Source organism: Pantoea sp. Acro-807 (assembly GCF_011752675.1).
GTDB classification, from domain to species: Bacteria; Pseudomonadota; Gammaproteobacteria; order Enterobacterales; family Enterobacteriaceae; genus Pantoea; species Pantoea eucrina.
Map to the genome: position 1 here is coordinate 677,765 of NZ_VWXE01000001.1, position 26,444 is coordinate 704,208.

Annotated in this window: 27 protein-coding genes; 14 read left to right on the plus strand and 13 right to left on the minus strand. The window is 52.9% G+C overall.

All coding sequences use genetic code 11. From position 1 onward, the window contains the following. Positions 1–222: 222 nt before the first annotated feature. Positions 223–3,003 (plus strand): flavocytochrome c, encoded by a 2,781-nt coding sequence (locus F3J39_RS03275; protein WP_145339120.1) that lies wholly within the window; start codon positions 223–225, stop codon positions 3,001–3,003. A 48-nt stretch (positions 3,004–3,051) separates the two neighbouring features. Further along, positions 3,052–4,017, plus strand: coding sequence for an FAD:protein FMN transferase (locus tag F3J39_RS03280; protein WP_166713827.1), 966 nt, complete (start codon positions 3,052–3,054; stop codon positions 4,015–4,017). Here F3J39_RS03280 and dcuR read toward each other — a convergent pair. From dcuR to F3J39_RS03300, 4 genes are all read right to left on the minus strand, one after another. Continuing rightward, entirely contained in the window at positions 4,011–4,730 is a 720-nt protein-coding gene (dcuR, locus tag F3J39_RS03285) for a two-component system response regulator DcuR (RefSeq protein ID WP_039383949.1), read from the minus strand. The genes F3J39_RS03280 and dcuR overlap by 7 nt on opposite strands. A 5-nt stretch (positions 4,731–4,735) precedes the next feature. Further along, positions 4,736–6,319, minus strand: coding sequence for a sensor histidine kinase (locus tag F3J39_RS03290; protein ID WP_211049170.1), 1,584 nt, complete (start codon positions 6,317–6,319; stop codon positions 4,736–4,738). A gap of 158 nt (positions 6,320–6,477) precedes the next feature. Further along, a complete protein-coding gene (gene msrA, locus F3J39_RS03295; protein ID WP_039383953.1) occupies positions 6,478–7,014 on the minus strand; it encodes a peptide-methionine (S)-S-oxide reductase MsrA in 537 nt (178 codons plus the stop codon). Between the two features lie 102 nt (positions 7,015–7,116). Further along, positions 7,117–7,632 carry a nicotinamide-nucleotide amidohydrolase family protein gene (locus tag F3J39_RS03300; RefSeq protein ID WP_104084788.1) on the minus strand — a complete coding sequence of 172 codons (516 nt, stop codon included), beginning with the start codon at positions 7,630–7,632 and terminating at the stop codon, positions 7,117–7,119. Between the two features lie 389 nt (positions 7,633–8,021). Here F3J39_RS03300 and F3J39_RS03305 point away from each other — a divergent pair, with 389 nt between their 5' ends. The 4 genes from F3J39_RS03305 to F3J39_RS03320 all read left to right on the plus strand — a co-directional run bounded on the left by F3J39_RS03305 (position 8,022) and on the right by F3J39_RS03320 (position 9,535). Beyond that, positions 8,022–8,297: a hypothetical protein gene (locus F3J39_RS03305; protein WP_104084789.1), complete on the plus strand. Its 276-nt coding sequence runs from the start codon at positions 8,022–8,024 to the stop codon at positions 8,295–8,297. Positions 8,298–8,523: 226 nt separating this feature from the next. Beyond that, positions 8,524–8,769: a regulatory protein YcgZ gene (gene ycgZ, locus F3J39_RS03310; protein ID WP_039383960.1), complete on the plus strand. Its 246-nt coding sequence runs from the start codon at positions 8,524–8,526 to the stop codon at positions 8,767–8,769. 157 nt (positions 8,770–8,926) lie between these two features. Further along, positions 8,927–9,214: a hypothetical protein gene (locus tag F3J39_RS03315; protein WP_039383963.1), complete on the plus strand. Its 288-nt coding sequence runs from the start codon at positions 8,927–8,929 to the stop codon at positions 9,212–9,214. Positions 9,215–9,268: 54 nt separating this feature from the next. Continuing rightward, complete coding sequence (locus F3J39_RS03320; protein ID WP_039383965.1) at positions 9,269–9,535, plus strand: biofilm development regulator YmgB/AriR family protein; 267 nt, start codon at positions 9,269–9,271, stop codon at positions 9,533–9,535. Between the two features lie 191 nt (positions 9,536–9,726). Here F3J39_RS03320 and F3J39_RS03325 read toward each other — a convergent pair whose 3' ends face one another. The 4 genes from F3J39_RS03325 to F3J39_RS03340 all read right to left on the minus strand — a co-directional run bounded on the left by F3J39_RS03325 (position 9,727) and on the right by F3J39_RS03340 (position 12,131). Continuing rightward, positions 9,727–10,020 carry a hypothetical protein gene (locus tag F3J39_RS03325; RefSeq protein WP_052246483.1) on the minus strand — a complete coding sequence of 98 codons (294 nt, stop codon included), beginning with the start codon at positions 10,018–10,020 and terminating at the stop codon, positions 9,727–9,729. Between the two features lie 377 nt (positions 10,021–10,397). After that, a complete protein-coding gene (locus F3J39_RS03330) occupies positions 10,398–11,270 on the minus strand; it encodes a manganese catalase family protein (protein ID WP_039383967.1) in 873 nt (290 codons plus the stop codon). Between the two features lie 54 nt (positions 11,271–11,324). Continuing rightward, the gene (locus F3J39_RS03335) at positions 11,325–11,798 is read right to left on the minus strand and encodes a ferritin-like domain-containing protein (protein ID WP_039383968.1); all 474 of its coding nucleotides are present in this window, start codon (positions 11,796–11,798) and stop codon (positions 11,325–11,327) included. Positions 11,799–11,963: 165 nt separating this feature from the next. Further along, entirely contained in the window at positions 11,964–12,131 is a 168-nt protein-coding gene (locus tag F3J39_RS03340) for a general stress protein (RefSeq protein WP_094111797.1), read from the minus strand. Positions 12,132–12,460: 329 nt separating this feature from the next. Here F3J39_RS03340 and F3J39_RS03345 point away from each other — a divergent pair, with 329 nt between their 5' ends. Next, positions 12,461–14,845, plus strand: a complete 2,385-nt coding sequence (locus F3J39_RS03345) for a phosphoketolase family protein (RefSeq protein ID WP_166713828.1) — start codon at positions 12,461–12,463, stop codon at positions 14,843–14,845. Here F3J39_RS03345 and F3J39_RS03350 read toward each other — a convergent pair. The 5 genes from F3J39_RS03350 to F3J39_RS03370 form a co-directional block, all read right to left on the minus strand. Then, positions 14,832–15,623, minus strand: coding sequence for a hypothetical protein (locus tag F3J39_RS03350; RefSeq protein WP_039383973.1), 792 nt, complete (start codon positions 15,621–15,623; stop codon positions 14,832–14,834). The genes F3J39_RS03345 and F3J39_RS03350 overlap by 14 nt on opposite strands. After that, entirely contained in the window at positions 15,624–15,821 is a 198-nt protein-coding gene (locus tag F3J39_RS03355) for a hypothetical protein (protein ID WP_094111795.1), read from the minus strand. A gap of 178 nt (positions 15,822–15,999) precedes the next feature. Beyond that, entirely contained in the window at positions 16,000–16,179 is a 180-nt protein-coding gene (locus F3J39_RS03360) for a KGG domain-containing protein (protein ID WP_039383978.1), read from the minus strand. 341 nt (positions 16,180–16,520) lie between these two features. Continuing rightward, positions 16,521–17,033, minus strand: coding sequence for a GNAT family N-acetyltransferase (locus F3J39_RS03365; protein ID WP_094111794.1), 513 nt, complete (start codon positions 17,031–17,033; stop codon positions 16,521–16,523). Between the two features lie 333 nt (positions 17,034–17,366). After that, positions 17,367–17,657: a DUF2913 family protein gene (locus F3J39_RS03370; RefSeq protein ID WP_039383983.1), complete on the minus strand. Its 291-nt coding sequence runs from the start codon at positions 17,655–17,657 to the stop codon at positions 17,367–17,369. 530 nt (positions 17,658–18,187) lie between these two features. Between F3J39_RS03370 and otsB the strand changes: the two genes are divergently transcribed. The 7 genes from otsB to cheA all read left to right on the plus strand — a co-directional run bounded on the left by otsB (position 18,188) and on the right by cheA (position 26,440). Next, positions 18,188–18,976, plus strand: coding sequence for a trehalose-phosphatase (gene otsB, locus F3J39_RS03375; protein WP_039383986.1), 789 nt, complete (start codon positions 18,188–18,190; stop codon positions 18,974–18,976). Continuing rightward, complete coding sequence (gene otsA / locus F3J39_RS03380; RefSeq protein WP_039383988.1) at positions 18,973–20,409, plus strand: alpha,alpha-trehalose-phosphate synthase; 1,437 nt, start codon at positions 18,973–18,975, stop codon at positions 20,407–20,409. The genes otsB and otsA overlap by 4 nt, the downstream gene beginning before the upstream one ends. Before the next feature lie 1,081 nt (positions 20,410–21,490). Continuing rightward, positions 21,491–21,841, plus strand: a complete 351-nt coding sequence (gene flhD / locus F3J39_RS03385) for a flagellar transcriptional regulator FlhD (protein ID WP_065649518.1) — start codon at positions 21,491–21,493, stop codon at positions 21,839–21,841. After that, a complete protein-coding gene (gene flhC / locus F3J39_RS03390; RefSeq protein ID WP_071668763.1) occupies positions 21,841–22,419 on the plus strand; it encodes a flagellar transcriptional regulator FlhC in 579 nt (192 codons plus the stop codon). Before flhD ends, flhC begins: the two co-directional genes overlap by 1 nt. Before the next feature lie 133 nt (positions 22,420–22,552). Next, a complete protein-coding gene (gene motA / locus F3J39_RS03395; protein ID WP_039383995.1) occupies positions 22,553–23,440 on the plus strand; it encodes a flagellar motor stator protein MotA in 888 nt (295 codons plus the stop codon). Then, the gene (gene motB, locus F3J39_RS03400; RefSeq protein ID WP_039383998.1) at positions 23,437–24,453 is read left to right on the plus strand and encodes a flagellar motor protein MotB; all 1,017 of its coding nucleotides are present in this window, start codon (positions 23,437–23,439) and stop codon (positions 24,451–24,453) included. Before motA ends, motB begins: the two co-directional genes overlap by 4 nt. A 10-nt stretch (positions 24,454–24,463) precedes the next feature. Then, a complete protein-coding gene (gene cheA, locus F3J39_RS03405; RefSeq protein WP_211049342.1) occupies positions 24,464–26,440 on the plus strand; it encodes a chemotaxis protein CheA in 1,977 nt (658 codons plus the stop codon). The last annotated feature ends 4 nt before the right edge of the window (positions 26,441–26,444 follow it).

The window sequence follows — 26,444 nt, forward strand, 5'->3', positions numbered from 1 at the left end:
TTTGATTTTAATCAAGTTTTGAACGAAACTTAGCGGAACGCGTTACGCTCCTTCCCTGCTGAAAATAGGCTTTCCTTATCGGTAGTTTATATAACTAATGATATAAGTTATGTAACTAAATTAAATGTTATATTTACAGCATGAAGTCGGACCACTTTAATTATTTAACTGGTCACACTGCCAGGAATTGAATTTCATTTTTGATTTTCGGAGTCGCTTATCATGAACACGCTTACCCCGCTCTTAAAACCCCTTACCTTGCCTAAAGGTGCCGTGCTGAAAAATCGTCTGGTGATGGCACCCATGACAACCTGTACCGGCTATTACGACGGTGGCGTCACCAGCGATCTGGTTGACTACTATCGGGTGCGTGCCGGCACAATCGGCACCGTCATCGTAGAGTGTGCGTTTATCGATAATCGTGGTCCGGCATTTCCTGGCGCCATCGCCATCGACAGCGACAACAAGATCCCGGGACTGGCCAGAATAGCCCACGCGATCAAATCTCAGGGTTCTAAAGCTATCCTGCAGATTTACCACGGTGGCCGCATGGTTGAGCCGGCGCTGATTGGCGGGAAAACGCCTGTCGCGCCCAGCGCCATCGCGGCGCCGCGCGAAGGGGCCACCACACCGCAGGCGCTGACCGCAGATGAAGTCGATGTCATGATCAAAAAGTTTGGTGATGCGGTGAACCGTGCCATCAAAGCGGGTTTTGATGGCGTGGAAATTCACGGTGCCAATACCTATCTGATCCAGCAGTTCTATTCGCCTAACTCCAACCAGCGCAGCGACAAATGGGGCGGCAGTCGCGATAACCGGGCGCGCTTTCCGCTGGAGGTCCTGGAAATCACGCATCAGATGGCCGATCGCTTTGCTGCCGCAGACTTTATTATCGGCTATCGCTTTTCACCGGAAGAGATTGAAGTGCCCGGTATCCGCTGGGATGACACCCTCTATCTGCTGGAGAAGCTCGCCGCGCGCGGCCTTGATTACGTGCACTTCTCCGTCGGTCAGCTGCTGCGTCCTTCCATTGTTGACACCAGCGACCCCACGCCTCTGATTACCAAATACATTGCGCAGCGTTCAGCACAGCTGGCCCGCATTCCGGTTATTGGCGTCGGCGGCGTGGTGAATAAAGAGGATGCCGAACTGGCGCTGGAATCGGGCTTCGATCTGGTTGCCGTCGGGAAAGCCTGTATCGCCTGGCCCAACTGGGCGGATCGCATTATTAACAATGAGCACCTTGAACTCTACATCGACAGTACCAAACGCGAGGAGCTGACAATTCCGGAGCCGCTCTGGCGCTTCTCGCTGGTGGACGCCATGATCCGCGACGTCAGCGACGGCCATCGCAAATATAAAGCCGGTGTGTATCAGGCGAAGGTAGAGGCGGAAGCGCTGAAGCTGAAAATCAACGTCACGCTGGATACCGATCGTATTACCGACATCGAACTGGTGCCGGATCCGGCGCTGGATGTTGACTTCACCAGTACGTTTGAAAGCCTGCGCGAGCGCATTCTGGTTGCAAACAGTCCGCACGTCGATGCGGTTACCGGGGCCACTACGCAAAGCGAGGCGCTGAAAAAAGCGGTATCGCGTGCGCTGGCAACCTCCAGCAAAGAGTATGTGATTGAGGAAGGGGGCAACCCGAACGCGCCGGTCAATTACGATGTTGTGGTCATCGGCACCGGCGGCGCAGGTCTCGCGGCGGCTATTCAGGCACATGACGACGGCGCCCGCGTGGTACTGATTGAAAAAATGCCCACCATTGGCGGAAATACCATTAAGGCGTCAGTGGGGATGAACGCCGCCGAGACGCGCTATCAGAGGCTGAAAGGCATTGAAGACAGCAAAGCGCTGTTTTATGAAGAGACGCTGAAAGGCGGTAAAGGTAAAAATAATCCGCAACTGCTGCATGAGTTTGTCGAACGCGCGCCGGAAGCCATTGAGTGGCTGGCAGCGAAGCAGATTGAGCTCAGCGATATCACTATCACGGGCGGAATGAGCATTGACCGTACGCACCGGCCTGAAGATCGCTCAGCGGTAGGGGGCTTCCTGATCAGCGGGCTGGTGAAAAATGTTAACCAGCGCAACATTGAGGTGCTACTTGAGACCTCAGTCGCTGAAATTCTGTGTGAAAACGGCGTGGTAACCGGGGTTAAGGTGGTGGATGAGTATAACGACAGCCGCATTCTCAACGCAAAAAGTGTGATTGTTGCCACCGGCGGCTTCAGCGCCAACCGGGAGATGGTAGTGAAATATCGCCCGGAACTGGATGGCTTTGTCACGACTAACCACGCCGGCGCCACCGGCAGCGGCATCGCGATGCTGCAGCATATTGGCGCCGGTACGGTTGATATGGGCGAGATTCAGATCCATCCCACGGTTGAACAGACCACCTCCTATCTGATTTCAGAAGCGATGCGCGGCGGCGGGGCAATTCTGGTAAGCCAGGCGGGCAAGCGTTTCTATAACGAAATGGAGACGCGCGATAAAGTCTCTGCGGAGATTATTGCGCTGCCGGAGAAAAGTGCCTGGATCATCTTCGATGAGCAGGTGCGCCGTAATAACAAAGCCGCTGATGAATATATCGCCAAAGGTTTTGTCATCAGCGCACCCACGCCGCACGAGCTGGCGGTTAAGCTCAATATGGACCAGGAATCACTGCAGAGTACGCTGGGTCGCTACAATGAGTGTGTGATTAACCAGCATGACGAAGATTTTGGCCGCAAAACGGCGCTGCGCCATCCGCTGAATCAGGGGCCTTACTACGCTATTCGCGTGGCGCCTGGCGTTCATCACACCATGGGTGGCGTCACCATCAACACGGAAACCGCAGTGCTGAATGCGCAGAACCAGGCGATCACCGGCGCCTGGGCTGCCGGGGAAGTGGTCGGCGGTATTCACGGCGCCAACCGCATCGGCGGGAATGCCGTAGCGGATATCATCATCTTTGGTATCAAAGCGGGGCATAACGCCGCTAAACTCGCCTTAGGTAATTAACCTGCACCGGTGCCCGTCTGCGCGGGCACCGGTAGTAATGAGGCAACTATGGCTAACGAGGCAGGTGTCTACAGCTATTCAGCCGTTCAAATGGGATCGCCTGTGCTGCTGAAACTCTTTGAAAATAACGCCGCGCTGGCACAGCAGGTGTTTCGCCTGATTGCACAGCAGGAGAATCTGTTTACCGTCAACCGGGTGCAGTCAGAGGTCATGGCAATTAACCAAGCCGCTGGCGAGCGACCGGTGGCGGTCAGTCCCGCAGTGTTTAATCTGATTCAGGTGGCCCATACGGTCAGCACGCTGCCGGACAGCGCGTTCAACTTCGCCATTGGTCCGATAGTTAAGCGCTGGAAAATTGGTTTTCAGGGCAACAGCGTGCCCGCTGCCGCTGACATCACCGCGCTGTTGCCCCTTACCAACCCGCATCAGGTCGTGCTGGACGCTGCGGCGCAGTCGGTTTATCTGCCGCAGCGCGGTATGGAGATCGATCTCGGTGCCATAGCCAAAGGCTATATTGCCGATCGGGTGCAGCAGTGGCTGCGTCAGCAGGGAGTGACGCAGGCGCTGATCAATCTTGGCGGCAATGTGCAGACGCTGGGTGCGCCCCTGCATGAACCGCAGGGGTGGCAAATTGGGCTGAAAAAGCCCTTTGCTGACGATAACGCGTTACTCGGCGTAATCGAGGTGCGGGAGAAATCAGTCGTCACGTCCGGGATCTATGAGCGTTACTTTGAACAGCAGGGGCGCTGCTGGCACCATATTTTTGACCCGCGTACCGGCTATCCGCTGGATAATGAACTGTTAAGCGTGACGGTGATAAGTGACCGCTCGCTGGATGGCGACATCTATACCACGCTACTGTATGGCATGGGCACAGAACAGGGACTGAACTGGCTCGCCAGCCAGTCCGACATCGATGCCATTTTTGTCACCCGCGATCGGCAGATCGTCTGCTCTTCACCGCGTCACTACCGATTCCGGCCAGCTGATACCACGTGGAAACTGCACTACTGACAATATTGCTGCAGCAGCGAGCGATATTCCGGCTGCAGACGATAGCGATAGACCGGACGTCCGGTGGCGCCATAGTGAATGCTGGTAAACAGAATATTGATCTGCGCCAGCCAGATGAGATATTTGCGGCAGGAGACGCGTGAAATATTCACCTCTGCAGCCAGCTCATCGGTCGAGAATTCCTGTGCGGGGTGCGCATCTATCCACTGACAGAGCGTGCGCAGCGTTTGTGGCGTCAGGCCTTTGGGCAGACGCTTATTGTCGTGATGCGTTGCCGGATTGCCGTGGATCAGCAGATCGACGTCAGATTGCTGATAGTGCTGGTGGTTATCCATCAGCGATTTTTTCTGCTGCCAGCTGGTCAGCGCCTCTTCAAAACGCGGAAACTGAAACGGCTTAATAAGATAATCCACCACCCCGTAGTGCAGCGATGTTTTGATATTTTCTGCATCAGCCGCAGAGGAGATAATAATCACTTCTGTCGGGCTTTGCGCTTTTCGCAGCTCAGGCAGCAGATCCAGGCCATTCTCCTGCTGCATATAGATATCCAGCAGCAGCAGATCGATCGGCGTGTCGCTATTGAATAAAAAATCGCGCGCCTGCTGCAGCGTTGCCGCCGTACCACAGCAGTTAAAACCGGGTACCTGACCGATAAAACTGCGGTTGAGTTCGGCAACCATGGCATCATCGTCAACCACTAAAACATTAATCATGCGGTTTAATTTCCTTTATCCCAGGGTAGCTGGACTAAAAATTGCGTGAATACGCCGGGCTCAGACTCTGCGCTGACGCTGCCGCCAAGGCTTTCCACCTGCTGCTTAAGCAGAAACAGTCCGACTCCGCGGTTTTCGCCTTTGGTGGAGAAACCTTTATCAAAAATGGTCGCCAGATGCGCAGCATCAATGCCCGGTCCGTCGTCGCTCACTTCGCAGGTCAGCCAGCCGTTTTGATAATGGAGCATCAGGTGGATCTCTCCTTCGGTCTGCTCGCGCAGCGCATCAAGCGCGTTCTCGACCAGATTGCCGGTTACGGTAATCAGCGCCGCCATCTGCGCTTCGCTGCCGCTGTCTGGCAGGTAGCTGGCGTCGCTGATAGTGAGCCGGTGCCCGCAGTCTGAGGCGCGATTGATTTTACTTAACAGGATCCCCGCAATCACCGGGGATTTGATCTTATCCAGCAAAAAGCCGATCTCTGTCTGATAGTTATTGGCGGTTTTCAGGATATACGCTTCAACCTGCGCATAGTTTTTCATATGCAGCAGGCCGAGGATCACATGCAGCTTGTTCATAAACTCGTGCGAGCGTTCACGCAGGGCGTCGACATAGTTTACCATGCCACTTAAGCGCTGCATCAGCTGGCTGATCTCGGTTTTATCCCTGAACGTACAGACCGCGCCAATAATCCGCTCCGCCGTGCGTACCGGAACGGTATTGGTCAGCAGCAGTCGGCCATTCACGTTAATCTCCTCATCGCGCCGCGCCCGTCCGCTCTGCAGCACGCTGCGCAGCTGCGGTTCGACGGCGGTGGTGTCAGCGCGCCAGCTTTCATCAGGCGCGCGCTGCGTCTGTGCTGCGTCGCTCAGCAGATGGCAGGCAGCCTGATTGATCAGCGTCACTTCATGCCGATCGTCCATCGCCACCACGCCCTCTTTGACGGAATTGAGAATGGCCTGACGCTGCTCAAACAGGGTAGAAATCTCATAAGGTTCCAGCCCGAACAGAATACGTTTCAGCACGCGCACCAGGATCAGCGTACCCAGCGCGCCCGCCAGCGCGCCGATAAGAATAGTCCAGAGGATGATCCAGCGGCTCTGGTTAATCTGATCGGTGACGGCATCCAGTGAGATACCGATAGCCACCACCCCAATCTGCTGATGCTGGGCATTGAACACCGGGGTAAAAACACGCAGTGCCCGAACCAGGGAGCCCTGATTAACAGAGACATTTTCCTGACCGCGCAGCGCAGGCTGAATATCGTTGCCGATGAAATGCTGACCAACCAGTTCCGGATTACGATGGGAGTAGCGTATGCCCGCCATATTAGTGATCGTGATAAACAGCAGATTATTGCTGGTCTCAACCGCTTTTGCGACCGGCTGCAGATGAGCTTCAGCGGGGGAGAGCAGCAGCGCTCGCTGAACATCTGGCGATGTGGCCAGCGTACGCGCGACGGCCATCGCTTTATCTTCCAGCTGTGACCGGGTAGAGGCACCAATCTGAAAGAAATAGAACATATGCACGGTACACAGCACCAGGACAATCACGGCGCTCAGCATCAGCGTGACCAGCGTATTAAGTTTCATTGTCCGCCGGCGCATCGGCGTAGCAGGGACTGAAGGCGTCATGGTGGCGTTCACTTAGCGGAAAAGGGGCCTATTATGACGGATAATGGCGGCGCGGTTGCGGAAAATATAACAGGCCACTCTGAATAATGGCCTGCAGATAAAACGGTATGCAGAACTTAAGCGGTTTTCACACGACTGGCGAAGCTTTTACGCAGCTTCTGCAGTTTAGGCGGGATGACTGCCATGCAGTAGCCGTTGCGCTGACCCGCACCTTCCCAGTAGTCCTGATGGTAGGCTTCCGCCGGATACCAGGTTTTGAGCGGTTCTACGGTTGTCACCACCGGCACATCATGATCTTCCTGCGCGCGCGCAATGGCTGCAATCGCTTCTGCTTCCTGTTCAGCATTAGCAGGGAAAATCGCTGAGCGGTACTGCGTTCCGATATCATTTCCCTGACGATTAAGCTGGGTAGGATCGTGCGTGGCAAAACTGATATCCAGCAGATCGCCGTAGCTTATCTGCGCCGGATCAAACCCGATACGGATAGCTTCAGCATGACCGGTTGCCCCGCTGCATACCTGCTCATAAGTCGGATCAGGGCGCTCCCCGCCGGTATAGCCGCTTTCAACCGATTCAACACCAATTACATCTTTAAAAACGGCTTCGGTACACCAGAAACAGCCGCCCGCAACGATCGCATATTCGGTTGCCATTACATTTACTCCTGTCAGGTCGAAAGCTTAAGAGTGCGGGTGAACGGAGCGGAATTCAACCCGATAATCGCAGACCGCACAGGCTGTTCAGGTAAAACGTACTCAGCTGTCCGGGGCGGACTGGCTGAGCAGAGCCTGGAGTCGTGCCGTCAGCTGCTCAAGACTATATTTTGTTGCCTGCCGGACGACCTCTTCGCTTTCGCCGGAAAAACGCTGACAACAGGTCTGAATAGTGCCATCAGGCAGGCCCCAGGCAAACCAGACGGTGCCGGCTGGTGTACCATCCTCACCGCCATCTGGTCCGGCATAACCGCTCACTGCAATGCTGCTATCGTCGCCGGAAAGCGCTTTTGCGCCTGCAGCCATTTCACGCACGGCGGCTTCGCTGACGGCGCTGTCACGTGCCAGCGTCTCTTCACTGACGTTCAGCACCCGATGTTTCGCCTGATCGGTATAAGTAATAAAGCCGCTGCTGTAAAACTGGCTGCTCTGGCCGACGGCCGCGAGGGTAGAGCCGACCCAGCCTGAAGTACAGGATTCTGCGGTGGTGACAGTCAGTTTTCTTTCAAGCAGAAGATCGCCCAGAATAGTTGCCGTTTCGATTAATTTCCGATCCATATATGCATCCCGATTTATTATTAAAATGTCAGTCAGCCACGCTTCGATTAAATAAACGTTGCCGGATGATAATTATTATAGATGGTGAGTCCGTTTTATCTGGTTAATATGAACTCAGCAGAAGAATATATTAAGCGGGGCGGGTCAATCCGAAGGGGTTGATTATTAATCAGGCAGGGGTTCTGTCGTATGGTAATTACAGATTCTGCATGGAAATATAAGCGTAGCGGGGCAAGGGCAGGGCGATAAATAACAGATCTGGCAAAGGGATAAATATCGTATGGCGCAATGCCGCCGGGCGTGTAGCTATAACGGACGACATTTGCCAGTAGTGGTCTATACTGAAATTTGAGAACCTGGCGCAAGCTCACATTCTCAGGAGGTAAAGTATGAAAAATGAGTATCCGGTTATTGGGGAAGCCGCCTGGGCGTTAATGATGCGCCGTGCAGATGTGACTCTGGCATCCCTCACGGCTGAACTGCATCAGATGGCTTGCCGCGAAACAGATGCGGTGCGCGACAGCCAGATCCATGAGGCGCAGCAGTGGCTGCTGGACTATCGCTCTACAGAGCAGGCCGACCGTCGTTCTGATTCGCCGTTAAAAGCGCTGTCAGAGCGATCGGATAGCGTTACCGTTGCCGGCACCGGTGCACGCCGCCATTAAGCTCCCTGCTCATCGTCAGCCTGTGGCGGCGATGAGCGCACTTCCCGCTGATCTCCCGTCTGAAAATGTGCGTAAATTTGTCTCAATCCTCATCTGATAGCACTTTTTGCAAAAAAAACTTACCTCACCATTCATTATTCTCTGTACAAGTTTTTTGGGAATCCTGTACAACAGGTTAGATTTCCACTTTTTTATTGTTAATTTTAACATTTTACGGGAGTCACTTATGCGCCAGAACGGATATGCTCCGAACTCAGTTGAGGCGATTGCCAACTACTTTAGCAAAGCATCGCTGCCGTCTCAGCAGGAGACGCTGGGACAGATTGTCGTGGAGATTCTGCGTGAAGGCCGCAACCTGAATCGCAAATCCATTTGCACTAAGCTGTTACGTCGCCTTGAACTGGCAACAGAAGCAGAAGAAGAGCAGCATTATCATCAGCTTATCGGCTTGCTGTTTGAGCGGGAAAGCTAATACCAGATTTACGACCGGGTTATATTCAGACTAAGTAAACAGGGAAGAGTGCACAACCTCATGTATAACCTGTGACCAGCTGTATCGCGCCACGCACTGCGTGGCGCTGTTTTACTGTCGTACTTCATCTTGAAGTGGCGGCAAACAGAGATTCACTATGAAGATGAGCAAACACCAGAAGAGTATAGACGAAATCATCGGTGAAGCTGCCCTGACGCTGCTTCAGCGCTCCGGGCCTGTTAATACCCACGCGCTGATGGCAGAGCTGCAGAATATGCAGATGCAGGCCACCGATGAAGAGTATCGCACCGCAATCAGCATGGCCCTGAAAGAGGTCCGGACCAGCATTTCTCTTGGTCAGCAACAACGAAACGAACCGGAAAAAGATAACGTTCATCCCCTGTTTGGCAATGACCAGTCATCCGGCAATAGCCGTAAACATTAATCCAGCCCGATAAGGTATACTGCGGCCTTATCTTTAACAGTTTGAGACGGAAAAATGGCAGATTTTCAAAACTTATACAATGTGCTGCCTGATAATGAGCTGGCTGCGCATTTTCGCGATGCCGGCCATGCGTTAAGCGATGAGTCACAGGTGCTGGATGGGGTAATACGCAGCATCCTTGCTACTGAGGGACGAGTGACTAATAAGTCGATTATTCTTTACCTGATTATGGCGCTGGAATCGGCCAGTGGCAGCGCTGAAGCTGACGTTCTGCGTCGCACACTGGAAATTGTTGTTGGCTATACGCCAGATGATGCCTGACCACGCTTTCTGCTCTTCCATCCGTGAAGAGCTTCTCCCATTTTCCTTTCAATCCTGCTCAGGCGTTTCTTTCTTTTCTGTACACTTTTAGCTGATTTGTACAGTTAATTAAAGGCAGCGCACTTAATTAACGTCATTCAGTTTAAAGTTGTACATCTGCCTGATTAACGCTGAAATAGCTATTCGGTTGCTTAACGGCTCAGGCTCACTCCAGGGACATTTACCGTGACCTGACGAACCGGGCGCGCATTCAGACGCTTACTTCTGCCGGACTTAATTTTTTGCAGCCAGCTTTGCAGCTGTTTTATCTCTTCCTGCGCGGCAGATTCATTGCTGACATTGCAGATAAAGAGCTGGCTGAGCGTCTGATGCTCTGCTGCAGTAGCGTAGATTTCAAAGCGGCCATCGCGCTGCTGTAATTCTACGCTGGTAAAGTGCAAATGCTCCCATTGCTGTAACCGTGTTTTAAATCGAGCGAAATCCATAAAAGTTCCTTAACTTCTTATAGTGATTATTGGTACTAACGTGACTAAAGGAACATAGACCAGAATCAGAAAAACGCCAGAATAAAAAAATAAAAATTTTAACGTGCTGAGTTTGCTGCGTTAATTAACGTACTTTTACCGTCTCGCTTATTTTTTCTGCGCCTCAGGCTGGCTTACGCCAATAAAAAAATTACTTTTATGATGAAAAAACCGCCCGAAGGCGGTCAGAAGGAGGGGCGTCTATTCAGGCTGCTTATCACCCGATTCTGGCGCACTGCCCGCATCATCATCAGGCAGTTCAGGCTCATCTTTATCAGGCTGATAACCTGCGTGAGCACGCTGTACAGGTTTATGATGCATTGATCTCTCCTTACGGGTTACGTCTGTGGCTTTTCACTGCCCAGTTCAGCACCGGTTTCCGGATTAACATCAGGATTCGAGGCGGTTCTGGTGGCCATAGCCTTCAGCGCTGCCGCTTCATCCGCAGAGAGCACCACTGAGGCGTGACCATCGCCGCCATCTACGGCAGGCTGAGGATCGGCGACATAGTTGAAGTTCTCATCTGAATTCCAGCTGCCGCGTACATCATCCCCGTCAGACATACTGAAATAAGTATGCGCATACTCTTCGATTGGCGGCAGTTTACCCGGCGGAAAGTTATTGCGGATAGAGTAGAGCGCCTTTTCAAAAGAGAGCTGGTGGGCGGCTTCACGCGTCATCAGAAAGCCCAGCGCATCTTTTACGCCGACGTCATCAGTCACATTAATCAGGCGTTCATAAATAATCTTAGCGCGTGACTCCGCGGCGATATTGGAGCGCAAATCCGCCGTCACTTCGCCAATAGTATCGATATACGCTGCGGTCCATGGCACGCCACCTGAGTTTGTCAGCGGCGGGCCGCCACCATAGAGAATAGAGGTAAGATGACTGTCATTACCCGCACCGGTAATAGAGCGATAAAGTTCGCCCTCCGCTTCCGTGCCTTCAGCCAGCTTGCCTTTGGCCCCTTTATTAAGCATACCTACCAGCGAACCGATAATTTCAAGATGGCTCAGCTCTTCGGTCGCAATGTCCATCAGCATGTCACGGCGTCCGAGATCGTCATCTCCCAGACCCTGAGTAAAATAGCGCATGGCAGCTGCCAGTTCGCCCTGCGGGCCGCCAAACTGCTCCAGAAGCAGATTGGCCAGTCCGGGATTCGGTTCACTTACCCTGACGGTGTACTGCAATTTTTTAACGTGTCGAAACATGGCTCACCTCAGTGTTAACAGTCAGGCCGATAGGCTGGCCTTTGTAATAATGCGTTACTGCTGTTCCGCAATGGTTGTGAGTTTTTCATCGGTAGATTTTTCTTCAGCCAGCGTTTCTGCCAGCAGACTGGCGGCCTGATCGAGGCCCAGCTTTTTGGCCATGGCCACCAGCGTGCCGTAGGTGGCAATTTCGTAGTGTTCAACTTTCTGCGCCGCGCCTATCAGGCCAGCATCACGCACCGGGCCCGCTTCGGTCGCGTCAATCAGCTCCTGCGCTTCCTCTACCAGACCTTCCAGCGCATGGCACTTCATGCGTTTAATGCGTAATTCTTCGTGCGCTTCCACTGCCTGATCAAGACGATCAATTTGTCCCTGGGTCTCTTCCAGATGTTGTTTAAAAGCTGCTTTAAGCGTTTCATCAGAAGCTGCACGCGCCATTTTGGGCAGCGCGCGGGTAATCTGTTTTTCTGCACTATAAACATCTGAAAGATCGTGAATAAAAAGGTCGAGCAAAGATTCAACTTTCATAAGCGTTCTCCATGCAGTAATAAACAGCAAAGCAGACGTCAAATGACGTATGCAGTTTATTCATTAATATGAGATTTCAGACAGCAGAGGTTAGCGTTCTCTGATGCGGAATAGTCATTAAACGCGCAATCACTGCGCCGCAGAGTTTATCCCTGAAATAAGCTGTCAGGCGCCGCGATTGCCGCTTTGACTCCCTTTCTTGCCAGCGTCAGACGCCTTTTCACGGTCGTTGCCGAAACTTCCGCCGCTATGCTGTCCGCCTTTTTTACCCGCTTCAGATGCCCGCTGTTTGTCGTCTGCGAAATTACCTGAACCGCCTCGATGTTGAGTCATAATATATTTCCTCTTCATGAGTTGATAATGACATGATCTGAATGACCAATCATGTGCGAGCTGCGTATTTAATAGTAATCGCGTTTCTTTAATCTGCAAGCGGGACGGTTTGATTATGTGCTTATAAGAATTATCTGCAGAGTCTGATTTTGTAGTCTTTATTATATTTAAGCGCAGCGACAATTACCGCATCGTTTAAATATAATTATGCGCTTCGGTTAACAATTAATTTATTGAAGCATCAGATGAATATTGTCGGCGGGCTGATTCGCAGCATGTTGTTTTCTCGATTAAGGTTAGTTATTACCCTGTAACGAGGAGAAGAGGTGATGACCGACTCTGTGACTACGGCTGAACTGGAACTGCTTGATCGCTACTGGCGAGCAGCGAACTATCTGTCTGTGGGCCAAATCTACCTGATGGCGAATCCGCTGCTGCGTGAAACGTTGCTGCCTGAGCACATTAAACCAAGATTGCTGGGACACTGGGGGACCACGCCCGGACTCAATTTTATCTATGCCCACCTCAACCGCGTTATTCGCCAGCGCAACGCTGACCTGCTTTACGTCTGCGGCCCCGGGCATGGCGGCCCCGGTATGGTGGCCAATAGCTGGCTGGAGGGAACCTACAGTGAAATCTACCCGCAGGTTAGTGAAGATGAGCAGGGTATGCAGCGTCTGTTCAAACAGTTCTCTTTCCCCGGCGGCATTCCGAGCCATGCGGCGCCTGAAACGCCAGGCTCAATCAATGAAGGGGGAGAGCTGGGCTATTCGCTCTCGCACGCTTTTGGCGCCGCATTCGATCATCCGGATTTAATTGTGCCCTGCGTTATTGGTGACGGTGAAGCAGAGACCGGTCCGCTGGCCGCCAGCTGGCACGGGATCCATTTTCTTAATCCGCAGCGTGACGGGGCCGTATTGCCTGTTCTTCACCTCAATGGCTACAAGATCGCTAATCCGACGCTGCTGGGGCGCACCAGCGACGAAGATTTGCAGCAGCTCTTCAGCGGGTATGGCTATGAGCCGCTCTTTGTCTGTGGCGATGATCCACAGCGCATGCATCAGGAGATGGCCACTACGCTGGATCGCGCTTTTGATACTATCGCATCCATCCAGCAGCGGGCGCGCAGTGGCACCCATAGTGAAGAGATACCGCGCTGGCCGATGATCGTGCTGCGCACGCCAAAAGGCTGGACAGGACCCAAAGAGGTTGATGGCAAAAGGGTCGAAGGATTCTGGCGCGCGCATCAGGTGCCGGTCGCCGGATGCCGCGAGGATGAGGCGCACAGGCAGATCCTCGAAGCGTGGCTGCGCAGTTATCAGCCTGAAACGCTGTTTGACGCCAGTGGACGTTTAAACGCTGAACTACGGGCGCTGGCTCCGGCGGGTGATAAACGGATGAGTGCGACCCCTTACGCCAACGGCGGGCGGCTGCGGCGGCCGCTTGCCACGCCTGATATCCGGCAGTTTGCGCTCGGGCTCAGCGCACCGGGCGCAGAGCAGGGCGAAGCGACGCATCAGTTTGGCCTCTATCTGCGCGAAATTTTTCGCCTCAATAGCGATAATTTCCGTCTTTTTGGTCCGGATGAGACCGCTTCAAACCGGTTGTCGCCGGTATTTGACGCCACCAGCCGCAGCTGGATGGCGCCGCTGGAGCCGTGGGATGAACAGCTGGGACGCGACGGACGCGTGATGGAGATTCTGAGCGAGCATCAATGTCAGGGCTGGCTGGAGGGCTATCTGCTTACCGGGCGTCACGGCCTGTTCAACTGCTATGAAGCGTTTATTCATATTGTCGACTCCATGTTTAACCAGCACGCTAAATGGCTGAAAGTGTCGCGCAAACTGCCGTGGCGGCAGCCAGTCTCTTCCCTGAATTATCTGCTTTCGTCTCACGTCTGGCGTCAGGATCATAACGGCTACAGCCATCAGGACCCTGGTTTTCTCGATCACGTTGTGAACAAAAAGGCAGACATAGTGCGCGTCTGGCTGCCGCCTGATGCCAACTGCCTGCTCTGGACGGGCGATCACTGTCTGCGTACCTGGGATCGCATCAATGTCATCGTGGCGGGTAAGCAGCCCTCACCACAGTGGCTCGATATCGATAGCGCGATTGCGCACTGTGAAGCGGGCATGGGCATCTGGCAGTGGGCCAGCTGCACAGATGAACCTGACGTGGTGATGGCGTGTGCAGGCGATGTACCGACTATGGAAACGCTGGCGGCGATCGATCTGCTGCGGGAGTTAGTGCCGTCGCTGCGCGTGCGCGTAGTAAACGTTGTTGATCTGATGGCGCTGCAGAGTGATGAGCAGCATCCGCATGGCAAAAGCGAGGCGGAGTTTGAGCACCTGTTTACCGCTGACAAGCCGGTAATCTTTGCCTTCCACGGCTATCCGGGGCTGATCCATCGTCTGACTTATCAGCGTAATAATCATTGTAATTTTCACGTGCATGGATTTAACGAAGAGGGCACTACCACCACGCCTTTTGATATGACCGTGCTGAACCGGCTCGATCGCTATCATCTGGCGCAGGCTGCGCTGCTGCATGTGCCCGGCGTGGCTGAAGATCATCCGGATCTGCTGGACGATCTGCAGGCGCGTCTTGCGGCGCATCACGCCTGGGTGCGGGAGTATGGTGAAGATGTGCCTGAGGTACGCAACTGGCGCTGGCGAGCCGCTGCGTCCTCAGCGTCATCTCTCAGGGGTGTTTAGGCGGCATACGGCGGCGCTGATAGCGTTTTTTCCCCAGAGCCAGCGCGGAGGCGCTGGCCGGGTCGAACAGGGAGAGGCTCTCAATCTGATCAACCATCAGCACCTTACGAAAATCGAGGGCGCTTTTCGGTGAGGAGAGGAAACTGATCTCATGCTCGTGATACCAGCGGCTATAGTTGTGCTCAATCGCAAGATTCAGCGTGCGCGCATCGCGATAGCCGCTCAGCATCGGGATCATCACGATATTTGCCGTGCCGGGAAATTCAAACGTGGCGGCGTGGATCATGCCAATGTAAATCCGGCGGGACTTCAGCGTAACCCATGCCAGTTCACCCTCTTCCATGCAGTGCAGCAGCAGCTGTTCAATACCGTTAGAACGCGAGAGGCGCTGATATAACTCTTTACGGCTGCCGGGTGTCAGGCGGGCGCTGCCGGCCCAGTTGGAGCGGTAAACACAAAATATCACCGCAAAGGTCAGCATAATGACCACCGGTGCCTGGATGCCCAGAAAGCTCCAGGTCATAAAATCGACGTGCCAGTTAGCATGATGTTCAGCACTCAGGCCGAACGTGTTATTCGCAAACGAGGCGCCCAGCAGCAGGAGCCAGACAATAGCCGTTGCCAGCACCCCTTGTACAACAAAAATGCAGCCGTAAAGGGCAATCAGAAAATAGACGTCCCAGCCGAATGAGCGCTTTATTTTTAGCCGGCTGGACATATCGCGGCTGGTATACCAGTAACCGCATACCATCAGAACCATGAAAATCGCCGTGCCCATTTAAATTTCCTTCAGAGTTGAAACGTGTTCAGCAAAATCTTTATGGACTTCAGGACTGAGCGGGTTGACCGAGGCGTTGCCATCTTCATCGATTATAATTCTGTCACCATCCTCCATCGACTCAGTGATATCCTGTTGTGTCATGACCTGCAGTAAGGATTCAGGACTGCTGAACAGCGAGCATAAAAAACGTTTCATGACGGGCGTAAATCCTTTCAGTATTAAAAGTTAAGTCTGGAGCAAAACCGGGAAAGTAAAACGACTTTAAGAGTTGTCTGCAGCAGGAGAAACAGCAAGCGTAACGGCAGATTAAAGCGAGGAGAGTGAGAAGAGAGCGAAGAGGTGAACTGCAGCACATCCCTGTGCTGCTGGCTAATCAGGAACCTTTACGGCTGCTCTGGCCACCTTTTTTGCCTGCTTCAGATGCTTTTTTAGGGTCATCTTTAAAGCTGCCGCCGCTTCCGCTGCCGCTTTTCTGTCCACCTTTTTTGCCCGCGTCAGATGCTTTCTGCTTATCGTCTGCGAAGTTACCTGAACCGCCTCTGTGCTGAGTCATGATATAGCCTCTTGAAGAGTGTTTAATAACATGATGAATCATTGCAGTTATGTGCGTGGTACGTTTTAAAGAATAATGGTGAATGCAGTCTCTGCAAGCGAAGCGGCAAATATAATTAAGTAATTGTTTTAAAGCACTTTTAAAGATTTTTTTATGGCGCACAAAATATAAAAGCCGCAGCCAGAATTAAAAAGCGTCATTAAATTAGCAGCATAGCGAATTAAACAGGCCAGTGATGTCGGAGCGGTTTAAGGCGGTTATCCGGAATAATTGGCTAAATTAATCAGATATGTGAGCCAGAGAGGCTTTTCGCCCTGAGTCAGATACGCAGGGCAGGCGGATCAAATCAGCATCCCCAGAATCTGCAGCACGCTCTGCTGTGAGGCGGTGACAAAAGGAATATCTTTAATATGCTGCATGCCAAACGCCTCATAGAATTTTCTGGCTCTGACATTAGCGTCCATCACTTCCAGCCACAGGTAGCCTTCCTGCCGGCTGCGCGCGCTGGCAATGATGCTCTCAAACATCCGTCTTCCGACGTTTTTGCCTGTTTCCTGCGGATCGAGATAGAGCTTGCAAAGCTGAGCACCCCGCATCCCGGAATCGGGCACCGGCACACTCCACTTTACTTTGGCAAAACCGATAGGCTGCGCTGACTCAGCAATCAGCCAGCTTTCACTGGCATCGGTCAGGCTGCTGGCAAGCGCATCCATGCCGTACTCTTTGCTGATAAACGCATCCATTTCATCTGCAGAGACCCACAGGTGTTTAAAGTGCGCGCTGTAGGTCATACGCCCCAGCTGCTGCAGTAAGCCGGCGTCTTCCGGCCGGGCGTGGCGAATAGTCAATGCCATTATGCGGATTCTCCATGAAGTCTGCGCCACGTGCGACGCAGAGTGGTACACACTCCTGACGGGCGATAATACGCGAATGGCGTGCGGGATGTGATAGCGATCTGCTGAAATCGCGCAATAAGGGTTTAAGCGGTATCACTTTTTGCACGACGGCAGGCTGAAAATAATGACTGGCAGGAGTAGCTGGTCAGCGCTGCGGTAGCGCAAAACAGGGAGTGACGTAAATATTGAAACCGCTTTTATTCGCCTGCGTTTTTATCGCGGGTGAATAAGCTTCTGCAGGCAAATAAACTCATTAAATTGCGTCTCTCTTAACGCAGGCCGGAGGCGGCCTCAAAGGCCGTAACGTAAACTTTCCGCGCGTTTCGCCGTTTCATATACGTATTGCAGCATCGGCTCCAGATCGGCATCGGGTCCGGCGCTGATGATCTTGCTACGCAGCCACTCAATTTCGCTGGTAATATCCGGATGGAAAATCGTATTGTTCTGCGCATTACGCAGCCACTTCAGCAGGAAATTATTTTTCCCCCGCAGATGAGCGCTTTTTTTGGATTGAGCATGGATTTTAAGCGCAACCAGAATGCAGTAGTAAAAATGGACGCGCTGACTGTAATTTTGCACCATTATATCGCTCTTTATCATCGATATCGTTGACCCGCGTCAGTGTGCATAAATGCATCATTCAGGTCAATTCCGCTGCAACTGAAGCGGTAAAAAAACGGGATGCACAGCTCTTTTTAAGAATTTCTTTATGCGGGATGAAGCGGTTCTCATTCCGGGATTCATTCTTGTGTTAATTTTTACAGGACGCCGCTGCTGGCTACAGGAATAATCTGAATTAGTGCAGAGGAAAAAGTCATACATATTTACCGCTGCTGTACACATTTATTATTTTTTTATTATCGTTTCTTTGATTATTAAAATGCAGGGCAGAGCGGTAAACCGGATGCTATTTTCTCCGGCCAGCAACTTTTATGGCAAAAAGCGTAATAAGGTCTACACTTATTGCTGCCGATGTTCATTGTGCGTCAGGTTATGCAGTTATACATGGCGTTAACCCGGAAAGGTTGCGCATTTATTAGTGGTTTACCCTAAGCGTTTTATCTGCAGCACGCCTCTGAACATCCTGATTTTTACCCTTAAAAGGAGGAGACGTGACATCTGTGGTAAGCGAGATCAATACCCTGCCGTCGTTAAGCGGCGGCCTTTACGCCTTCTTTTTTGACGTTGACGGCACGCTGGCAGCCATTGAAGCACAGCCCGATCAGGTCACCATTCCCGCCCGCGTTCGTCAGCATCTGCAGCAGATCTCTAATCTCAGCCACGGTGCGCTGGCGCTGGTCTCCGGACGGCCAATATCCCAGCTGGATAAGCTGGCAGCGCCGCTTGAAGCGCCGGCGGCGGGCGTGCACGGCGCAGAGCGCCGCGATGCAACCGGTCAGATTCATCGTCATGCACTGCCGGATACGGTTGCCTCAGCGCTGCATGATGAGCTGGAACAGGCATTCAGCCAGTGGCCAGGGGCAGTGCTGGAGGCTAAAGGCATGGCGTTTGCGCTGCATTTCCGCAACGCCCCTGAGCATGAGCAGGCAATTATGCAGCTGGCGGAACAGATTGTTAGCCGCTTCTCTGAGCTCACGCTGCAGCCGGGCAAATGCGTGGTCGAAATCAAACCTCAGGGAATCGATAAAGGTGCGGCCATTAACACTTTTATGCAGGAAGCGCCTTTTGCAGGACGTATTCCGGTGTTTGTGGGTGACGATCTCACCGATGAAAAAGGCTTTCTTGCGGTCAATGCGCTACAGGGCATCTCTGTCAAAGTTGGCGAAGGCCCCAGTGAAGCGCGCTACCGGCTGCCGGACACCAACGCTGTCTGGCAGTGGCTGGAGCAACTATTATTACAATTAGAGCATGACAATATTGGTAAGGAGTTCAGGTTATGAGTCGTTTAGTCGTGGTATCTAACCGTATTGCTATCCCCGACGGAAGCAAAAGCAGCGCAGGCGGCCTGGCCGTAGGTATTCTTGATGCGCTTAAAAATACCGGTGGTTTGTGGTTTGGCTGGAACGGAGAGATCAGCGAATATTCGGGTGAAGAGGAAGAGCCGCTGGCAAAACTGGAGCACGATGGGATCACCTATGCTTCTTTCCCGCTCAACCAGAACGATTATGATCAATACTACTGCCAGTTCTCTAACACAGTGATCTGGCCCGCTTTCCACTACCGGCTCGATCTGGTGCAATATCAGCGTGAAGCCTGGGAAGGGTACTGCCGGGTCAATACGGCGCTGGCTCATCGTCTCAAACCGCTGATTCAGTCTGATGATGTGCTGTGGATCCATGATTATCATCTGCTGCCGTTTGCAGCCGAGCTGCGTAAGCTGGGCGTGACGAACAGGATCGGTTTCTTTTTACATATTCCTTTCCCGACGCCGGAAATCTTCAATGCGCTGCCGCCGCATCAGGAACTGCTGGAGATGCTGAGCGATTATGATCTGCTGGGCTTCCAGACCGAATCTGACCGGGTTGCGTTTCTTGACAGCCTGAGCCAGCAGACGCAGCTGCAAAACAAAGGCGAGAAAAAGCATCGGGCTTACGGCAATACGTTTATGACCGAAGTCTATCCAATTGGTATTGAACCTGACGCGATCAAAGAGATGGCGGAAGGGCCGCTGCCACCTAAGATGGCTGCAATGAAGCGTGAACTGGGCGATGCCAAAAACATCATCGCCTGTGAGCGCCTCGATTATTCCAAAGGTCTGCCTGAGCGTTTTCTGGCTTATGAAGCGCTGCTGGAAAACTTCCCGCAGCATCGCGGGAAAATACGTTACTCGCAGATTGCGCCGACCTCGCGGGGCGATGTGCAGGCCTATCAGGACATCCGCCACCAGCTGGAGACCGAAGCGGGCCGCATCAACGGTAAATATGGCACGCTGGGGTGGACGCCTCTTTACTATCTCAACCAGCATTTTGATCGCCGTCTGCTGATGAAAATTTTCCGTCTCACCGATGTTGGCCTGGTGACACCTCTGCGTGACGGGATGAACCTGGTTGCGAAAGAGTATGTGGCGGCACAGGATCCGGATGACCCGGGCGTGCTGGTTCTGTCACGCTTTGCCGGTGCAGCGAACGAGCTGACCTCGGCGCTTATTGTGAATCCTTACGATCGTGACGAAGTGGCTGCGGCGCTGGATAAGGCGCTCACCATGTCACGTACGGAACGCATTACCCGCTATAACGATATGATGGCGGTGCTGCGTAAACAGGATATTTCACACTGGCGCGAAACGTTCCTGCACGATCTCAATGCGCTGCCCGCGCGCGGCGACGATCACGGGACGGCAAATAAAGTTGCCACGTTTCAGAAGCTGGCATAACCGGTAGCTGAAAGCGATTATGGGGGAGTGCATTAATGCACTCCCTTTTTTATTGCCGTGCGCCCGCCAAAAAGCGTTATTAAAAAGAGAAACCCGGCTAAGCATATTTGTCATCCCGTTCACTGTTACCGATCGGCTTATCCGCATGCGCTCCGGTAAAAAGCGATGAAACCGAAGCGGCAATACAGAAGAAATCGATTTCATATGTCGTGCCGCTAACCGGTTGATGAGCGAGCAATATGCGGGATCTGGCGCAAAAACAGCCGTGATTTTGTAAGTTTTGTTATCAGAGCTAAAGTTTTCTCTGGTCATGCCGATGATAGTTATACATCAGTGCGTTTTCTGTACCACCCATTCATTTTGCTAATGTAACAGCCAGTTACATCCATACCCGTTTTCTCACCTTTGCTGACGTTGTCTTGACACTTCATTTGTCAGGCGCCATCACGTTTTACATGCTGTTTACGATGCGGGAGTGATGCCACCTGGCAATATTCCCTGTAAGTGATTAATTTAAAACTTATAAAATAAGGGTGTTTCTGGTGTTTTGTGCTGCAACAGAGGTCCGTGGTAGTGGGTTGTGATGAGATAACCGCAACATGGCAACAAAAGGATCGGCATAACGTGACCTGTGTCGACTAAACGGAAATATGAGAAATTCCTTAGGAAATATTAGCGGAAAATTTGAAAATTGAGCAAAAAACAGACAAAACGCAAGCATCCCTGAAGCTTCGGTTAAAAAATTTGCCTTAAAAGTGTGACGCAGATCACACTTTATCTAAAATTCCGGTCCGGTCACGTTGTATGTCGGATGGAGACCATATAGATTTGCGTTGTTTTCAGATTAGTCTTAAAAAACGATAAAAAGACATCAGGGAAGAAGGTTAAGACTCAGGAAAAAATGGCCTGGAATTTTGACTGCTACTACTGAATGTCCCGGTAGGAAATGAAACAATTAAATATATGTTGGCTTATGCCTGATTTTATTTTTTGCCATCTTTAGATTTACCAACCAGCAACCCGAACCATAGAGATTAAATTCTGTGGCCGTATATATGCCGCGTCTATCAGGATGGAAAAAATGGGAACATCAGAATTACTAAAACATATATATGACATCAATCTGTCATATTTACTGCTCGCGCAGCGCTTAATTAACCAGGAAAAACCTTCAGCTATGTTTCGTCTGGGTATTGATGAAGCAATGGCAGATGCACTCGCTCAGTTAACCTTACCTGAAATGGTAAAGCTGGCTGAAACGAATCAGCTGGTATGTCAGTTCCGCTTTACCGATCACAATTTAATTAATCGTCTCACGCAGGAATCACGTGTCGACGATCTGCAGCAAATTCACACCGGGATCCTGTTATCCAGCCGTCTGCTGCGCAGCGTTTCAAAAACTGAAACCAGCACCAAAAAGAGGGCAGTATAATGAGCGATAAAAGTATCGTTCAGGAAGCGCGTGATATTCAGCTGGCTATGGAGCTGATCACGCTGGGTGCCCGTCTGCAGATGCTGGAGAGTGAAACGCAATTAAGTCGTGGTCGCTTAATTAAATTATATAAAGAGCTGCGCGGTGCGCCGCCGCCAAAAGGTATGCTGCCATTCTCTACCGACTGGTTCATGACGTGGGAACAGAATATTCACGCCTCGATGTTCTGTAACGCCTGGCAGTTTTTACTCAAAACCGGCTTAAGCAGCGGCGTGGAGGCTGTTATCCAGGCCTACCGTCTCTACCTTGAGCAGTGTCCGCAATCGGACGAGGGCCCGCTGTTGGCGCTGACGCGCGCCTGGACCCTGGTGCGATTCGTTGAAAGTGGGATGCTGGAACTCTCTGACTGCAAAAGCTGTCACGGCAGCTTTATTAATCATGCACATCAGCCCGCGGGCAGCTTTGTCTGCAGCCTGTGCCAGCCGCCTTCACGTGCCGTAAAAAGACGTAAACTTTCTGCAGATACTGCCGATACCTTTCCACAACTGCTGGATGAACAGGTTAAACGCGCCGTTTAAGTATGTTCGCATTGTGGAAGCCATCCAGCAGCGGGTTACCCCCGCTGCTTTTTTTTGCCTCCGATTTGTGAATATCGCCTGCGGCCCTCTGGCTTAACTTCCACCAACACGTTACGGACGTAAGGATGTTTTTGTGCTGATTATTCTGGGTTATATCGTGGTCCTTGGTTCCGTGCTGGGCGGTTATCTGATGGTCGGCGGCCATTTAGGGGCGCTTTATCAGCCATCTGAACTGCTGATCATTGGCGGGGCAGGTATCGGCGCATTTCTGGTCGGTAATAACGGTAAGTCTATTAAGAAGACGCTTAAGGCGCTGCCGCTGCTGATGCGCGGCTCTAAATATAATAAAGCGGTCTATATGGATTTGATGGCGCTGCTTTATCGGCTGATGGCGAAATCCCGTCAGCAGGGCATGCTGTCGCTGGAACGCGATATTGAAGATCCCTCGCAGAGCGAAATTTTTGCTAATTATCCGCGTATTTTAACCGATAAACAGTTAGTGGATTTTATTACCGACTATTTGCGTCTGATGGTCAGCGGAAACATGAATGCCTTTGAAATTGAAGCGCTGATGGATGAAGAGATCGAGACCTATGAGCATGAGTGCGAAGTACCAGCGCAAAGTTTATCTGCCATCGGCGATGGCTTGCCGGCATTCGGCATTGTTGCAGCGGTAATGGGGGTCGTGCATGCGCTGGCGTCAGCCGATCGTCCGGCGGCAGAGCTGGGCGCGCTAATTGCGCACGCCATGGTGGGCACCTTCCTCGGCATCCTGCTGGCCTACGGCTTTATTTCACCGCTCGCGTCGGTATTGCGTCAGAAGTGCGCCGAGACCACCAAGATGATGCAGTGCGTGAAGGTTACGCTGCTTTCCAGCCTGAACGGGTATGCCCCGCAGATCGCCGTCGAGTTTGGACGTAAAACGCTTTATTCCACAGAGCGTCCTTCGTTTACTGAACTGGAAGAGCACGTGCGCAACGCTAAAAACCCGGCTAAACAGACTTCGGACCAGAGTTCATGAAGCACGACAATCGCCCGATTGTGCTGGTTAAACGGCGCAAACATAAAAAGCATGAAGGCAGCCACGGCTCATGGAAAATTGCCTATGCCGACTTTATGACGGCGATGATGGCGTTCTTTATGGTGATGTGGCTGATCTCAATTGCCAATCCGCAGGAGCTGGTTCAGATCGCCGAGTATTTCAAAACCCCGCTTAAAGTTGCGGTTACGGGCGGACCACGCAGCAGCGACAGCGAGAGCCCGATCCCGGGGGGCGGAGACGATCCGACCCAGCAGAAAGGCGAAGTCAGAAAGCAGGTGGATATGGATGCACAAAAGCGCCAGCTGGATGAGATCCGTCTTAACCGGCTGCGCGAAAAGCTCGATCAGTTGATTGAAGCCGATCCTCGCCTGAAAGCGCTGCGGCCGCATCTGATTATTAACATGGTGGAGGAGGGGCTGCGTATTCAGATTATCGACAGCCAGAACCGCCCGATGTTTAAAACCGGCAGCGCCGAGGTTGAACCCTATATGCGCGATATTCTGCGCGCGGTTGCGCCGCTGCTGAACGATATTCCGAACAAAATCAGCCTCTCTGGTCACACCGATGACTTTCAGTATGCCAGCGGTGAACGCGGCTACAGTAACTGGGAACTCTCCGCCGATCGGGCAAATGCGTCCCGCCGGGAGCTGGTTATCGGGGGGCTGGACAGCAACAAAATGCTGCGCGTCGTGGGGATGGCCGCCACGATGAAGCTTAAAAACCGTGGCGCTGATGATGCGGTCAACCGCCGTATCAGCCTGCTGGTATTAAATCATGATACTGAAGCCGCCATAGAAAAAGAGAATGCCGAAAGCGATGCCGTTCAGGTCAGCGATCCGGCACATATGATTCCCACTATCACTGCACCAGCCGGACCGGCTGCGTCGGCAGCGACCGCACCGACCGCTTCGGCGGCTCCGGCAGCGCCCGCCGTCACCGCAGCGCCCGCTGCGGGTGCGGTAACACCAGACCAACCCTCACAGCCGAGGTGATCCCGTGAGCATGGACATCAGCGATTTTTACCAGACGTTTTTTGACGAGGCCGATGAGCTGTTAGCGGACATGGAGCAACACCTGTTGGGACTGGATCCCCAGGAGCCCGATGCCGAGCAGTTAAATGCCATTTTTCGTGCCGCTCACTCTATCAAGGGCGGGGCGGGCACGTTTGGCTTTACGGTTTTACAGGAGACAACCCATATCCTGGAGAACATTCTGGATGGTGCGCGCCGCGGCGAAATGCAGCTCAGCACCGACATCATCAACCTGTTTTTGGAAACCAAAGATATTATGCAGGAACAGCTCGATGCGTATAAAACTGCGCAGGAGCCTAATGCGGAGAGCTTTAACTACATCTGCGAGGCGCTGCGTCAACTGGCACTGGAAGCGAAAGGTATTCTGCCTGAAGCGCCTGCTGCTGCGGTAGTCGATATCCCTGCAGCGGCGAAGGCTGCCAGCCGCGGCCTGCGCCTGCAGCTGGTCGATCTTAAAGAGAAAGAGCCAGAGCTGATGCTGGAGGAGCTGAGCAACCTCGGCAGCGTCACCGACGTCGTTAAAGGCACGCATTCGCTGGAAGCCACGATTGAAGGTGTGGATAAAGATGACATCGTTGCGGTGCTCTGCTTTGTCATCGATGAAGCGCAGATCCGCTTCCCGCAGGCAGATGCCGCCGCCCCGCTTGCAGAAGCAGCAGCTGAAACGGTAACCGCGCCGCCGCAGAGCGCGACGGTAACGGATATCACACCGGCAGTAAAACGCGAAAGCAAGCGCGCCGCGGCGCCGGCCAAAGCGAGCGAATCCAGCAGTATTCGCGTGGCGGTGGAGAAAGTGGATCAGCTGATTAACCTGGTCGGCGAGCTGGTCATTACCCAGTCGATGCTGGCGCAGCGTTCCGGTGCGCTGGATCCGGTCGCCCATGGCGATCTTCTCAACAGCATGGGCCAGCTGGAGCGCAACGCGCGCGACCTGCAGGAGTCGGTGATGTCGATTCGTATGATGCCGATGGAGTATGTGTTCAGCCGCTTCCCGCGTCTGGTACGCGACCTCGCGAGCAAGCTCGGTAAAGAAGTTGAGCTGACGCTGCTGGGCAGCTCAACCGAGCTGGATAAGAGCCTGATTGAGCGCATTATCGATCCGTTAACTCACCTGGTGCGCAACAGTCTGGATCACGGTATCGAAACACCGGAAAAACGCCTGGCAACCAATAAAACCGCCACGGGTAATCTGACGCTCTCTGCTGAGCACCAGGGCGGCAATATCTGTATTGAGGTGATCGACGACGGAGCTGGCCTGAATCGCGAGCGCATTCTGGCTAAAGCGCTCTCTTCAGGGCTGCCGGTCAGCGACAGCATGAGTGTTGAAGAGGTCGGCATGCTGATCTTCGCTCCCGGCTTCTCTACCGCTGAGCAGGTCACCGATGTCTCCGGACGCGGCGTGGGTATGGACGTGGTGAAACGTAATATCCAGGAGATGGGTGGCCATGTCGAGATTGCGTCAAAACAGGGCAAAGGCACAACCATTCGTATTCTGCTGCCGCTGACGCTGGCAATCCTGGATGGCATGTCGGTACGCGTAGCGGATGAAGTCTTTATCCTGCCGCTGAACGCCGTCATGGAGTCGCTGCAGCCAACGGCAGAAGAGCTGAAGCCGCTGGCTGGCGGAGAGCGCGTGCTGGAAGTGCGCGGCGAATATCTGCCGCTGGTTGAGCTGTGGAACGTCTTTGATGTGCAGAATGCCAAAACCGATGCGACGCAGGGGATCGTGGTTATTCTGCAGAGTGCGGGCCGCCGCTATGCGCTGCTGGTCGATCAGTTAATCGGTCAGCATCAGGTGGTGGTGAAAAACCTGGAGAGTAACTACCGCAAAGTGCCGGGTATCTCTGCTGCCACCATTCTGGGGGATGGCAGCGTAGCGCTGATTGTGGACGTCTCCGCACTGCAGTCGCTGAACCGTGAAAAGCGTGTGGCCGGTGCCGCAGCATAACTGA